The organism is Achromobacter pulmonis (genome assembly GCF_902859765.1).
Taxonomy (GTDB): Bacteria; Pseudomonadota; Gammaproteobacteria; order Burkholderiales; family Burkholderiaceae_B; genus Achromobacter; species Achromobacter pulmonis.
This window is the reverse complement of record NZ_CADIJV010000033.1, coordinates 23,226-36,099: the sequence shown is the minus strand read 5'-3', so window position 1 is coordinate 36,099 and position 12,874 is coordinate 23,226. Positions and strand designations below refer to the sequence as shown.

12 protein-coding genes are annotated in these 12,874 nt (G+C 66.7%); 5 read left to right on the top strand and 7 right to left on the bottom strand.

The genetic code is table 11. From position 1 onward, the window contains the following. Positions 1–4 precede the first annotated feature (4 nt). From HV701_RS22210 to HV701_RS22185, 6 genes are all read right to left on the bottom strand, one after another. A complete protein-coding gene (locus HV701_RS22210) occupies positions 5–772 on the bottom strand; it encodes an ABC transporter ATP-binding protein (protein ID WP_175135170.1) in 768 nt (255 codons plus the stop codon). Then, positions 769–2,646, bottom strand: a complete 1,878-nt coding sequence (locus tag HV701_RS22205; RefSeq protein WP_175135169.1) for an ABC transporter permease — start codon at positions 2,644–2,646, stop codon at positions 769–771. The genes HV701_RS22210 and HV701_RS22205 overlap by 4 nt, the downstream gene beginning before the upstream one ends. Then, the gene (locus tag HV701_RS22200) at positions 2,646–3,875 is read right to left on the bottom strand and encodes an ABC transporter substrate-binding protein (RefSeq protein ID WP_175135168.1); all 1,230 of its coding nucleotides are present in this window, start codon (positions 3,873–3,875) and stop codon (positions 2,646–2,648) included. Before HV701_RS22200 ends, HV701_RS22205 begins: the two co-directional genes overlap by 1 nt. A gap of 209 nt (positions 3,876–4,084) precedes the next feature. Continuing rightward, a complete protein-coding gene (rpmG, locus tag HV701_RS22195; protein ID WP_003810296.1) occupies positions 4,085–4,252 on the bottom strand; it encodes a 50S ribosomal protein L33 in 168 nt (55 codons plus the stop codon). A 37-nt stretch (positions 4,253–4,289) separates the two neighbouring features. Beyond that, a complete protein-coding gene (gene rpmB, locus HV701_RS22190; RefSeq protein ID WP_006390601.1) occupies positions 4,290–4,526 on the bottom strand; it encodes a 50S ribosomal protein L28 in 237 nt (78 codons plus the stop codon). A gap of 369 nt (positions 4,527–4,895) precedes the next feature. Then, positions 4,896–6,044, bottom strand: coding sequence for a Bcr/CflA family multidrug efflux MFS transporter (locus HV701_RS22185; protein WP_175135194.1), 1,149 nt, complete (start codon positions 6,042–6,044; stop codon positions 4,896–4,898). 209 nt (positions 6,045–6,253) lie between these two features. Between HV701_RS22185 and HV701_RS22180 the strand changes: the two genes are divergently transcribed. From HV701_RS22180 to HV701_RS22160, 5 genes are all read left to right on the top strand, one after another. Then, positions 6,254–7,528 carry a class I SAM-dependent methyltransferase gene (locus HV701_RS22180; protein ID WP_175135167.1) on the top strand — a complete coding sequence of 425 codons (1,275 nt, stop codon included), beginning with the start codon at positions 6,254–6,256 and terminating at the stop codon, positions 7,526–7,528. 415 nt (positions 7,529–7,943) lie between these two features. Then, a complete protein-coding gene (locus HV701_RS22175) occupies positions 7,944–8,945 on the top strand; it encodes an ABC transporter substrate-binding protein (protein ID WP_175135166.1) in 1,002 nt (333 codons plus the stop codon). Between the two features lie 285 nt (positions 8,946–9,230). After that, positions 9,231–10,088 (top strand): ABC transporter permease, encoded by an 858-nt coding sequence (locus HV701_RS22170; RefSeq protein ID WP_175135165.1) that lies wholly within the window; start codon positions 9,231–9,233, stop codon positions 10,086–10,088. After that, entirely contained in the window at positions 10,085–11,341 is a 1,257-nt protein-coding gene (locus HV701_RS22165) for a quaternary amine ABC transporter ATP-binding protein (RefSeq protein ID WP_175135164.1), read from the top strand. Before HV701_RS22170 ends, HV701_RS22165 begins: the two co-directional genes overlap by 4 nt. 150 nt (positions 11,342–11,491) lie before the next feature. Beyond that, entirely contained in the window at positions 11,492–11,866 is a 375-nt protein-coding gene (locus tag HV701_RS22160) for a tautomerase family protein (protein ID WP_006390595.1), read from the top strand. Between the two features lie 33 nt (positions 11,867–11,899). On the opposite strand, the gene HV701_RS22155 is transcribed toward HV701_RS22160, so the two are convergent. Continuing rightward, on the bottom strand, positions 11,900–12,865 hold the full coding sequence (locus tag HV701_RS22155) for a Bug family tripartite tricarboxylate transporter substrate binding protein (protein WP_175135163.1): 966 nt from the start codon (positions 12,863–12,865) through the stop codon (positions 11,900–11,902). Between the last annotated feature and the right edge of the window lie 9 nt (positions 12,866–12,874).

The window sequence follows — 12,874 nt, the reverse complement described above, 5'->3', positions numbered from 1 at the left end:
TTGTTCAGGCTGGTGGCGCCTCGCTGCCGAGATAGGCCGCCTTGACGCGCGGATCGGCCGCGATGCGGTCGGGCGGCCCTTCGGCCAGCAGGCTGCCGCGCACCAGGACCGCGATGCGGTCGGCGTGCCTGAAAACGACATCCAGGCTGTGCTCGGTGAACAGTACCGCCATGCGTTGGGTATCGGCCAGTTCGCGGGTCAGGCGCATGAGCGCGTGGCGTTCGTTGGTGGCCATGCCGGCGGTGGGTTCGTCCATCAGCAGCAATCGGGGCCGATGCGCCAGTGCCATCGCCAGTTCCACCCGCTTGACCTCGCCATAGGCCAGCGCGCCGCAATGGGCGCCGGCCTGGCCGGCCAGATGCACCTGTTCCAGTAGCGCCAGCGCCTCGTCGGGGCGGTGCGAGGCGGCGCGGCGCCAAGGCCGCAACAGCAGGCGGTCGCGCGAGAGCAACGCCGTCTGCACGTTTTCCAGCACGGTCATCGAGCGGAACGTGGCGGCGGTCTGGAACGTGCGTCCCACGCCCAGGCGGCAGATGGCGCTGGGCGCTCGGCCGACCAGTTCCTGTCCGTCCAGCCGGACTGAGCCGGCGTCGGGGCGCAATTGTCCGCCCAGCACGTTAAAGCAGGTGGACTTGCCGGCGCCGTTCGGGCCGATCAATGCCAGCATGTGGCCGGCTTCCAACTGGAACGAGATATCCGCCAGCGCGTCGATGCCGCCGAAGGCTTTGCGCAGTCCCTGGACCCGCAGCAAGGGGGAGGCGGCGGCCGTCATGGGTGTTTGCGCCGCAATTGCGCGGCCGCGCCCGCCAGGCCGGCGGGAAACAGCATGACCAGCGCCAGGATCGCCAGGCCCAGCACCGCGTGCCAGTACTCGGTGCCGCGGGCCGCGGTGTCCTGCAGCCAGGTATAGGCGGCCGCGCCCACCAGCGGGCCGGCCAGGGTTTGCAGGCCGCCCAGCAGCACCATCACCAGGCCGTCGACCGAGCGGCTGACAGCGAGCACATCGGGGGCGATGCTGCCTTTCGAAAAGGCGTACAGCGATCCGGCCATGCCGGCCGTCAGCGACGCCGCGACGAAGCCGGCCCACTGGATGCGGCGCGTATCCATTCCCAGCGCCTCGGCCCGCAAGGACGAATCGCGCGCGCCGCGCAGCGCGTAGCCCAGCGGTGAGAATGCCAGGCGCCGCAACCAGGCGATGCCGAGGGCGCACAGGACCAGTGTCAAGTAGTAGAACCAGGGGCCGCGCGCCAGCCAGGTGGACGGCCACAGTCCGATCAGGCCGTTGCTGCCGCCGGTCACGTCATCCCATTGATACGCCAGCGCCCACAGGATCTGCGCCACCGCCAGGGTCAGCATCGCCAGGTACACGCCGGACAGGCGCACGCAGAACCAGCCGAACACCGCGGCGCCGAACATGGCGGCGAACGGTCCCAGCAGCAACGCCGCTTCCATCGGCAGCGCCGCCAGTTTCAGCAGCAAGGCGGCGCCATAGGCGCCCAGGCCGAACCAGGCGGCATGGCCGAATGTAGTCATGCCCGCCAGGCCGGTCAGGAAATGCAGGCTGGCGGCGAACAGGGCGGCGATCAGGATCTCGATCAGCAGGATGCCCAGGTATGGCGCGTGCATGGCGGCCAGGGGCGCCAAGGCCAGCAGGGCCAGCAGTCCGCCGTAGGCGCGCCGCAGGCCCGGGCCGGCGGGGACCAGGGGGCGCTCGGCCGCCAGCGCCTGCGACGAGGGCGCCGGTGGCTTTCCCAGCAGGCCCCAGGGGCGCGCCACCAGCACCACCGCCATGACGGCGAATTCGGCCAACAAGGTCAGTTTCGACAGATTGAATTCCCAGGGGCCGAAATGCACCTGGCCGACGAAGACGAACAGCGCCTTGACGCCGCAGATCAGCAGGGCCGCGAGGAAGGCGCCGGGGATGGAGCCCAGGCCGCCGACCACCACCACGACGAAGGCGCTGGCGATGATTTCCAGGTCGAGTCCGAGCGTGGCCGGCACGCGCGGCGCGGCCAGCGCGCCGCCCAGCCCGGCCAGGAAGGCGCCCAGGGTGAAGGCCGAGGTGAACAGCCAGGCCTGGTTCACGCCCAGCGCGGCCAGCATGTCTCGGTTCTCGGCGGCGGCGCGCAGCAGGCGGCCCCAGCGCGTGCGCATCAGCAGCAGCCACAGCAGTCCCAGCACCAGCGGGCCGGCGGCGATCAGCAGCAGGTCGTATTGCGGAAAGCGCCGGCCCAGGATTTCGACCGCGCCCGACAGGCCCGGCGCGCGCGCCGCGAACAGGTCTTCCGGGCCCCAGAAGGCCAGCACCGCATCGCCGATGATCAGCACCAGCGCGAAGGTCGCCAGCAACTGGAACAGTTCCGGCGCGCGGTACAGGCGCTTGAGGACCAGCAGTTCGGCGGCGGCGCCGATCAGGCCGGTGGCCAGCGCCGCCAGCAGCAGTCCGGCCCAATAGCCAGGGCCGTCGCCGAAATAGCGGGTAAAGCTCCAGGCCAGGTAGATACCCAACATGTAGAACGAGCCGTGGGCGAAGTTCACCACCCGCGTGACGCCGAAAATCAGCGACAGGCCCGCCGCCACCAGGAACAGCGCGCTGGCGTCGGCCAAGCCGTTGAGCAGTTGCGACAGCAGCCCGGACAGGCTCATCAGTGCGGACGCATCTTGCGCACTTGCTCGTCGGGCGGCTGCAGGCGCGCGCCGTCGATGTAGGCGAAGTCCTTCATGACGCCCTTGCCGTCCTCGACCGCGGTGATGCCGATGTACACGCCCATGGTCGACTGGTGGTCGATCTTGCGGTACTGGATCGGCCCGTAGGGCGTGTCCACTTTCAACCCGCCAAAGGCATCGATCAGCTTGTCGGTATCGACCTCTCCGGCTGCTTTCAGGCCCTGGGCGAGCGACATCAGCGAGGCGTAGCCGACCACCGAGCCGACCTTGGGCGTCTCGTTGTAGCGCTTGCGGTAGGCTTCGACGAAGGTCTTGTTGGCCGGCGTGTCGATGGCGTACCAGGGGTAGCCGGTGACGATCCAGCCAGTGGGCGTGTCGGCGCCCAGCGGCTCGAGGTATTCCGGTTCGCCGGACAGCACCGAGACCACGGCGCGGTTCTCGAACAGTCCGCGGGTGTTGCCTTCGCGCACGAAGCGCGTCAAGTCGGCGGCGAACAGCACGTTGAAGATGGCGTCCGGCTTGGCGTCCGCCAATGCCTGCACGACCGCGCCGGCGTCCACCTTGCCCAGCGGCACCGCCTGTTCGGCGACGAATTCCACATCGGACTGGAATGACTTCATCATGGCCTTGAAGGTGGCCACGGCGGACTGCCCGTATTCGTAGTTGGGATAGACGATGGCCCAGCGCTTTTTGCGCAGCGCCAGCGCCTTGGGCGCCAGGGCGGCCACGTGCATCCAGGTGGAAGGGCGCAGGCGCCAGGTGTAGCGGTTGCCTTCCTGCCAGGTGATCTTGTCGGTCAAGGGCTCGGCGGCCAGGAAGAACACCTGCTGCTGCTTGGCGAAGTCGGTCAGCGCCAGGCCGGTGTTGGACAGGAAGCCGCCGAACAACAGGTCCACTTTCTCGCGGGCCAGCAGTTCCTGCGCGGCCCGTACGGCGTCGCCGGGGTTGCCGTTGTCATCGCGCGAGAACACCTCCAGCTTGCGGCCCAGGACGCCGCCCGAGCCGTTGATTTCTTCCAGCGCCAGTTGCCAGCCTTTCTTGTATGGACCCAGGAAGGCGGGAATGGCCTTGTAGCTGTTGATTTCGCCGATGCGGATCGGCGGTTGCTTGTCCGGAGTGTCTTTGGCGAATGCGGCGGGGGTCAGCGCCAGGGCCAGGAGCGCGGGGGCGAGCGCGCGGCGCAGCAGGGGCAGGCAGGCAGGGAACATGGGCGGATATCGCAGGCAGGAGCGGCCGGTCGAAACCGGGCCAATGTAGGACACGATTGCAGTTTTGGCCCAATTGAAGCATGCGCGGCGCCCTGCGCCAAGGAAAACGGCGCGGGCGCGGGTCGGTCCCATGCCCGGCCGGCCAGGTTCCGCCAATGAAAAAGGCCCTGCGATGCAGGGCCTTTCTGGCTATCCGGATACCGGCTGAATTACTTCAGCTTGGTTTCCTTGTAGTCGACGTGCTTGCGAGCGACCGGATCAAACTTCTTGATCAGCATCTTCTCGGGCATGTTGCGCTTGTTCTTGGTGGTCGTGTAGAAATGACCCGTGCCGGCGGTCGACTCGAGCTTGATCTTTTCGCGGATACCTTTGGCCATGTCGTGCTCCTAGTATGTCAGATTGGCGGGGGGCCGATTAGGCCAGTTCGCCGCGGGCACGCATGTCGGCCAGCACGGCGTCGATGCCGTTCTTGTCGATCGTGCGGATGGCCTTGGCCGAGACGCGCAGGCGCACCCAGCGGTTTTCGCTTTCAACCCAGAACCGGCGCGATTGCAGGTTGGGCAGGAAGCGACGCTTGGTCTTGTTGTTCGCGTGCGAAACGTTGTTGCCCACCATCGGGCCTTTGCCGGTCACTTGGCATACGCGTGCCATGGATGCACCTCATTTATTCTTGCGCATCACCGGGGAGGTAGACGGGGTGTCAGCCGCCGGGCTGTGAGAGGCTTGCCGCCGGGTCTTGCCCGAGGTTTCTGCCATCTTGCCGGCCACCCAGTCTTAGTGGATGAGGGGGAAGATCCTGAGTTTTGATTTCAAACTCCGGGATTTCGCCCAGTGCTTATACCCGCTGCCTGCCATCCGCAAAAATGCGCTTGGGGGTCAGAGTGTTGAACTACAAAGCATAGTAGTCCAGCACGGGAAACTTCATGTGAAGACGTAGATTATAATACGAAAAATCCAGGTAAATCAAGTGCCAAGGCGCGGCCGGCGGCCAAAGCGTGGTTTCCGTGCCGCGCTTCGGAGTCAGACGGGATGGGACCGGGCCACCCGGCCCGATAGCCACGACAGGCAGGCGCAGGTCGCCAGGGTGGTCGTCAGCGGCAGGGCGCTGTCGGTCTGCCAGGCGCTGACGGCGAAACCCGCCAGGGCCCCGCACGACAGTTGAAGCGTCCCCAGTAGCGCCGAGGCCGCGCCCAGCCGCTTGCCCTGATCGGACAGCGCCAGGGCCGCCGAATTGGGATTCACGAAGCCCTGGCTGCCCATGTAGCAGATCAGGCAGGCCATCAGCAAGGGCAGCGTCATCCAGCCCAGCAATGTCAGCGCCACCGCCGCCAGGCTGGCGCAGGCCAGCGAGGTCAGCGCGCGGCGCTGCAGCTGGCGCGGGGTATGGCTGCGCAGCAGGCGGGCGCTGATCTGCGAGCAGACGATGAGCGAGAGCGCGTTGGTGCCGAACAGCAGGCCGTAATACTTGGGATCGACGCCGTACAGTTCGATGAACACCCGCGGCGAGCCGATGATGTAGGCGAACATGCCGGCCTGGCCGAAGCCGCCCGCCAGACTGTGCGCCATGAAGCCGCGATGCGCGAACAGGGCGCGGTAGTTCTGCATGATGGTGCCCAGGCGCAGCGGCACGACGCGTTCGGGCGCGAGCGATTCCTTCATGATCAGGATGACCGCGGCCATCAGCATGGCGCCGCCGGCCAGCATGACCCAGAACAGGCTGCGCCAGCTGGCGATGCCCAGCAGTTGCCCGCCAGCGAGCGGCGCGAGGATCGGCGCCAGGCCCATGATCAGCATCAGCAGCGACATGGCGCGCGCCGCCTCGTGGGTTTCATAGTGATCGCGGATGACCGCGCGCGGAATCACGATGCCGGCCGCGCCGCCCATCGCCTGGACCACGCGCCAGCCGGTCAGGGCTTCGACCGAGCCAGCCAGGGCGCAGCCGAGCGAGGCGATCATGAACAGCGTCAGGCCCGCCATCAGCGGCGGCTTGCGGCCGTAGCGGTCGGCCATGGGCCCGTAGAACACCTGTGCCAGCGCCAGGCCGATCAGGTAGGCGGCCAGGGTGCGTTCGACGTCGCCACGGGGCACGCCGAGGTTGGCGGCGATCGTCGGGAACGCCGGCAGGTACATATCGATGGCGAAGGGGCCGATCGCGGTCAGGGCGCCCATGAGAATGAGCCAGCCCGGCAGCGCGCCGCGTGGAGAAAGTGTAGGGGGCATGTGGATCGCGAGGCAGATCGCGCAGGGACAGGACGCGGCGCGCTGTATTGCGCGTTTTGCGCCAAGCCAACGACTGTATCACGCGCCGCCTTACACGCAAATGGCGAGGAATTTCCGATACAGTTTGTCGTGTCCGTACGTATTCCAGAGGAGAGGCCGTGAATCCTTTGTTGTCTGTTGTGGAACGCAAGCTCCAGGCGTTGCCCGTGGCGGTGCAACTGGTACTGCCCGATGGCACGGTGATCGGGCCGCCGGATCCCCGGGTCCGCTTCGTGACGCACGACAAGACCGCCCTGGCCCATCTGGCCGAAGGCGCGGTGGGCGTGCTGGGTCAGGATTACGTCGAAGGTCGCATCGACATCGAAGGGTCGATGCGTGACGTGATGGCGGCGGCGGCCGCGTTGCTGCCGGGCTCGCCGGTGGATGCGGCGCGCGGCGGATGGCTGACCGAGCTGGTGCGCAAAGTGATGTCGGTCTGGCGTCACTCGGTCGAGCGCGACGCCCGCCAGATCGAATTCCATTACGACCTGTCCGATGATTTCTACGCCTTATGGCTGGACCCGCGCCGGGTCTATTCCTGCGCCTATTACCGCGAACCCGGCATGAGCCTGGCGCAGGCCCAGGAGGCCAAGCTCGATCACATCTGCCGCAAGCTGCGGTTGCGTCCCGGCGAGCGTTTCCTCGACGTGGGCGCGGGCTGGGGCGGGCTGCTGCTGTGGGCGGCCGAACACTACGGGGTGGATGCCACAGGCATTACGCTGTCGCGCAACCAGCATGCCCATGTCAGCAAGCTGATCCAGGACAAAGGCCTGGGCGGACGCGTGCGGGTGGAATTGCTGGATTACCGCAAGCTCGACGAGGCCGCGCCGTTCGACAAGATCGCTTCGGTCGGCATGTTCGAGCACGTCGGCCGCGCCCAGCTGGAAGGCTACTTCGCCAAGTTGCGGCGGCTGCTCAAGCCGGGCGGGTTGATCATGAACCACGGCATCACGGCGGCCGGCGTGTACAACGCCGAGTTGGGCAGCGGCATGGGCGAGTTCATCGAGAAATACATCTTCCCGGGTGGCGAGCTGACCCATATCAGCGTGGTCATGGAGGCCATGACCAACGGCGGCCTGGAGGAGGTCGACATCGAGAACCTGCGGCCGCACTATGCCCGGACGCTCTGGGCCTGGAGCGACGCGCTCGAGGCGCGTCTGCCGCAGGCCGCGCAGATCCTGAGCGGCGAGCAGGGGGCGCGGTCCCTGCGCGCCTACCGGCTCTATCTGGCCGGTTGCGCCATGGGCTTCGAGCATGGCTGGATCGCGTTGCATCAGGTGCTGGGGCAGCACCCGGCCACGGGACGCGCCGATGAACTGGACGACCCGCCCGACCTGGCCTATCCCTGGCGGCGCGACTATATGTACCGCGACGCGCCCGGGCAGGGCGCCTGAAGACGGGGGTTTTGCGGCGCGAGTGTATTCATAAGAATAAAATATTAACGGGATGTATCTTGATTTTCGAGGGGGGCTTTCGCAGGGAAAAACGGCGAATCGTCTCTTGGGAATCAGGGTTTGTCCGGACGTTTTTCGGGCTGAATGTATCTGTTTTGTTCAGGCTCGGGCTTGGGGTGTGCATCAATTTCGGTTAAGATGCTGCCTTCTTCTTTCAGTTTGTTCACTATCTGTGGGTTCTCGAAATCCCTGTTTCGAGGCTCCTGTCTTGCAAGACTCCGCACCCCGCGGATTCTCTTGTTGCTAGTGTCGGTTTGTATTGGCGGTTCTGCCCGTCTTCCGCACAACCCCCTTAGCTCCATGGCACGGTTGGTCCAATGCCGCCGTGTCCCTGAACCTATGGAGGCAAAAGCCAATGCGTTTCACCCCCGTCAAGACCCTGGCCGCCGCGGCCGTCCTGTTCGCCTTCGCCGGTTCGGCCCAAGCCGCCGATGCGCCGCAATGCGAACTCAAGCGTCCGATCAATTTCGGCGGCATGAACTGGGAATCCAATCTGGTCCTGGTCGACATCGAGCGTTTCATCATGGAAAAGGGCTATGGTTGCAAGACCGAAACCCTGCCCACCGAGACCCTCCCGGCCCTGGCCGCGCTTGAACGCGGCGACCTGGACGTCAACACCGAAGTCTGGCTGAACAGCGTTGCCGACCCCTGGGAACGCGCCGAGAAGACCGGCCGCGTCAAGCGGATCGGCGATCTGTACATGGGCGGCGAGGCCTGGTACATCCCGCGCTATACGGCCGAGCGCCTGCCTGAACTGAAGTCGGCGGCCGACCTGCCCAAGTTCAAGGACAAGTTCAAGGATCCCGAAGAGCCGGGCAAGGGCCGCTTCTACGGTTGCCCGGCGGGCTGGGGCTGCGAAGTCACCAGCACCAACCTGTTCAAAGCCCTCAAGCTGGGCGATACCTACACGCTGTACTCGCCGGGCACCGGCGCGGCGCAGAAGGCGGCCCTGATGTCGGCCTACAAGCGCAAGCAGAACGTGGTGTTCTATTACTGGTCGCCCACGCCGCTGGTCGGCGCCCTGGACTTGGTCAAGCTTGAACTGCCGCCCTACGACGCCGAAAAGCACAAGTGCCTGACGTCGCCCAAGTGCGCCAAGCCCGAGGCCAGCGCCTATCCCGACAATCCCGTCTTCACCGCAGTGAACACCAAGTTCTCGCAGGAGGCGCCGGTGCTGACCGAGTTCCTGTCGAAGGTCTCGGTGCCGCTGCCCGTGATGAACGAGACCCTGGCCCACATGGAAGACTCCGGCGACGAGTCCGCCGCGGTGGCCAAGTGGTTCCTGAAGAGCAAGCCCGACGTCTGGACCAAATGGGTTCCCGCGGACGTCGCCGGGCGCGTGCAAGGCGCGCTGTAACCCCCGCCGCCTTTCCGGCGGCGGCCCGCTCCGGCCGACCGGGGCGGGCCGCCGGTTTGGACTTTTTCCCCTTGGGATGCCCCCAAGGGGAAAAAGCCCTCCGGCAGGCGCAATGCCCGCCACGCGGGCAAGGCGCAGGCGGTTCCCGCCTGCGCCGCACCGTAAGCGTGTCGCCGTCATCCCTGCCTTTCGTGGTCCTGGCGCGCATGTCCGCCAGGCGATTCGCGGGCCGTGGCCCCTGCCGCGCACCGGATCGCGGCGCACACGCTGAAATGGAGTCAAAACATGTTTCCTGAAATCATTCCTGCCCGCCAGGTGCGGGGGGCCATCGATGGATTCGTCGATCACCTGGTCACCAACTACGCCGACACCCTGGAGAAGCTGTCCCAGCCCGTGCTGCATGCGCTGGTGTGGCTGGAGCAACTGCTGCGCAGTTCGCCCTGGTGGGCCGTGGTCATCGTGACCATCGCGATTGCCTGGCTGGTGAGCCGCCGCATCGGCCTGAGCCTGGCCATGGGGGCGTTGTTGTGCGTGATCGGCGTGCTCGGCCTATGGGACGCCGGCATGCAGACGCTGGCGCTGATGATCATGGCGGCCGGGTTGTCGGTGGTCATCGGCATTCCGCTGGGCGTGCTGATGGCGCGCGTCAACTGGCTGCGTTCGCTCATGCTGCCGGTGTTGGACGTGATGCAGACCATGCCCAGTTTCGTGTATCTGATTCCGGTCGTGATGCTGTTCGGCCTGGGCAAGATCCCGGCCATCATCGCCACCGTGATCTACGCGGTGCCGCCGCTGATCCGCCTGACCGATCTGGGCATCCGCCTGGTCGACCGCGAGGTGCTGGAAGCCTCGCGCGCCTTCGGCGCCAATCCGCGTCAGCAGTTGTTCGGCGTGCAGCTGCCGCTGGCCCTGCCCAACATCATGGCCGGCATCAATCAGACCACCATGATGGCGCTGTCGATGGTGGTGATCGCCTCCATGATCGGCGCGCGCGGCCTGGGGTATGAAGTGCTGCTCGGCATCAACCGCCTGGAAGTCGGCCGCGGCCTGCTGGCGGGCCTGGGCATCGTGGTGCTGGCCGTGCTGTTCGACCGGATCACGCAATCGTATGGACAGCGCATGCGCATGGGAGGCCAGCGATGAGCAAGATCGAAGTCAAGAACATCTACAAGATCTTCGGGCCGCATCCGAAGAAGTGGCTGCAAGCCGCCCAGGGCGGCATGAGCAAGGAAGCGCTGCTGGCCGAAAGCGGCCACACGCTGGGCCTGCGGGACATCAGCCTGTCGATCGAAGAGGGCAGCATCTACGTCATCATGGGCCTGTCGGGGTCCGGCAAGTCGACGCTCATCCGCCACTTCAACCGCCTGATCGAGCCCAGCGCCGGCCACATCCTGGTCGATGGCGTCGACGTGGTCAGCCTGAACAAGCGCGACCTGGAGACCTTCCGCCAGAAGAAGATGAGCATGGTGTTCCAGCGTTTCGGCCTGTTCCCGCACCGCACCGTGCTGGACAACGCCGCTTACGGCCTGGCCGTGCAGGGCGTGGGCCGGGCCGAGCGCGAACGGCGCGCCCGCGATTGGCTGGAGCAAGTGGGCCTGTCGGGTTTTGAACAGCAGTATCCGCACCAGTTGTCGGGCGGCATGCAGCAGCGCGTGGGCCTGGCGCGGGCGCTGGCCACCGATGCCGAGATCCTGTTGATGGACGAAGCCTTCTCGGCGCTCGATCCGCTGATCCGCCGCGAGATGCAGGACCAGTTGCTGCAGTTGCAATCCAAGCTCAACAAGACCATCGTATTCATCACCCACGACCTGGACGAGGCGCTGCGCCTGGGCAACCGCATTGCCATCCTGAAGGACGGCGAACTGGTGCAGGAGGGCACGCCGGAAGACATCCTGCTGAACCCGGCCAACGATTACGTGCAGTCGTTCCTGCAGGACGTCAATCGCACCAAGGTGCTGAACGCCACCCATGCCGTCAATCCGGCGCGCTTGACGCTGACCATGCGGTCGCGCCCGGCGCACGCGGTCGACCGTATGCGCGCGCTGAACTACGAGTATGCGCCGGTGCTGGATGGCAAGCGCCTGGCCGGCGTGCTGACGCTGCGGGCGGCCGAGCAGGCCGTGAACGAAGGCGGCCGCGACGTGTCGCGCTTCGTTGAGGACCTGGCTTCGGTGCCGGCCACGGCCGGCCTGGGCGAGGTGCTGGCCCAGCTGGTGCACAGCGACCAGCCTGTGGCCGTGACGGGCGAGAACGACGAGTTCATCGGCATGCTCTCGCGCAAGAAAGTGGTCGAACTGGTGACGCCGGTGCTGGCGGACACCGCCCAGACCGCCGTGGAGGGCGAGCCGGAGGCGGCCGGGGCGCAGGAACCCGAGCCGCGCGGCGAGGCCGCCTGACGGCTGGCGGCGCCCGCGCCCTGCCAGGGCGCCGGCCAGGGCGGACGGCGCGTCCGCGGAGCGCGGACTTGCGCCCGGGGCCAGTCCGGATATGATGGCTGGCCGGCAATCACTGCCGGCCAGCCATCATTCGGAATATCGGAACCCGTCATGCCAATCTTGAACGTCCAGATCATGCAGGGCCATTCTGCCGCCCAGAAGACCGCGCTGTTGAAAGCGGCGTCGCAGGCGGTGGTCGAGAGCATCGCCGCGCCGCTGTCCAGCGTGCGCATCGTGTTGCAGGAAATCCCCGCCGAGCACGTGATCGTGGCCGGCGAGATCGGCAAGGCCATGGCGCGCGTCGACGCGGCCCTGATCGAAGGCCGCGACGAGGCCAAGAAGTCGGCGCTGATCGCGGCGCTGAACCAGGCCGTGTGCGCCAGCATCGGCATCTCGGGCGAGGACGTGCGGGTGCTGATTCGCGACGTGCCCAAGACCGACATGGGCGTGGCCAACGGCCTGAGCGCCAAGGCCGCCGGCCGCTGACGCCGCGGCGCCAGCCGGCGCCGTGGCGCGAGCCTAGTCGAGCTTGACGCCGGCTTCCTTGATCACCGCGCCCCAGCGCTGGATCTCGTTCCTGATGTAGGCGCCGTATTCCTGCGGCGTCGATCCCAGCGCCTGGGCGCCCTGGGCCTTGAGCTGCTTCTGCATCTCGGGCGATTGCAGGGCGCGACGGATCTCGGCATTGAGCTTGCCGACCACTGCGTCCGGCGTGCCCGCCGGCACCACCACGCCTTGCCAGGCGCCCATCTCGAAGCCTGGGACCACCGTTTCGGCCACCGTCGGCACGTCGGGCAGTTGCGCGCTGCGCTCGCGGCTGGTGACCGCCAGGGCGCGCAGCTTGCCCTCGCGGATGAAGCCCAGCGAATCGTTCAAGGTGTTGGTCATGACCTGCACCTGACCGCCGACCAGGTCGGTCATGGCGGGGGCGCTGCCGCGATAGGGCACGTGCACGGCGTCGATGTCGAGCGAGCGCAGCAGCAGCAGCGCGCCCAGGTGCGTGACGTTGCCGGCGCCCGCCGACCCATACGACAGCTTGCCGGGATGCTGGCGCGCGTAGTCAACGAAGCCGCGCGCGTCCTGCGCCGGCACCGATGGATGCACCAGCAGTACCAGCGGAATCACGGCGGTGGACGACACTGGCGCGAAGTCCTTGACCGGATCGAAGGCCAGTGAACGATAGAGATTGGGGCTGAGCGCGATCGACGAGGTGTTGTAGAGCACGGTGTAGCCGTCCGGCTTGGCGGCTGCCGCGTACTGCATGCCGATGTTGCCGTTGGCGCCGCCCTTGTTCTCGACCACCACGGTCTGGCCCAACTGGTCGGTCAACTGCTTGGCCAGTACCCGCGCCACCAGGTCGGTGGGACCGCCCGGCGGGAAGGGCACCACCATGGTGATGGGGCGCTCGGGCCAGGCGGCCTGGGCGGTGGCGGCGCTACCGAGTGCCAGCGCGACCAGGCCGGCCGCGAGCAATATTTTCTTCATGGTTGTCTC

Coding starts and splice junctions, on each gene's coding strand:
- HV701_RS22210 (WP_175135170.1), bottom strand. CDS start 772: ATGACGGCCGCCGCCTCCCCCTTGCTGCGGGTCCAGGGACTGCGCAAA.
- HV701_RS22205 (WP_175135169.1), bottom strand. CDS start 2,646: ATGAGCCTGTCCGGGCTGCTGTCGCAACTGCTCAACGGCTTGGCCGAC.
- HV701_RS22200 (WP_175135168.1), bottom strand. CDS start 3,875: ATGTTCCCTGCCTGCCTGCCCCTGCTGCGCCGCGCGCTCGCCCCCGCG.
- rpmG (WP_003810296.1), bottom strand. CDS start 4,252: ATGGCCAAAGGTATCCGCGAAAAGATCAAGCTCGAGTCGACCGCCGGC.
- rpmB (WP_006390601.1), bottom strand. CDS start 4,526: ATGGCACGCGTATGCCAAGTGACCGGCAAAGGCCCGATGGTGGGCAAC.
- HV701_RS22185 (WP_175135194.1), bottom strand. CDS start 6,044: ATGGGCGCCCTGACCGCGATCGGCCCCTTCGCCATCGATATGTACCTG.
- HV701_RS22175 (WP_175135166.1), top strand. CDS start 7,944: ATGCGTTTCACCCCCGTCAAGACCCTGGCCGCCGCGGCCGTCCTGTTC.
- HV701_RS22170 (WP_175135165.1), top strand. CDS start 9,231: ATGTTTCCTGAAATCATTCCTGCCCGCCAGGTGCGGGGGGCCATCGAT.
- HV701_RS22165 (WP_175135164.1), top strand. CDS start 10,085: ATGAGCAAGATCGAAGTCAAGAACATCTACAAGATCTTCGGGCCGCAT.
- HV701_RS22160 (WP_006390595.1), top strand. CDS start 11,492: ATGCCAATCTTGAACGTCCAGATCATGCAGGGCCATTCTGCCGCCCAG.
- HV701_RS22155 (WP_175135163.1), bottom strand. CDS start 12,865: ATGAAGAAAATATTGCTCGCGGCCGGCCTGGTCGCGCTGGCACTCGGT.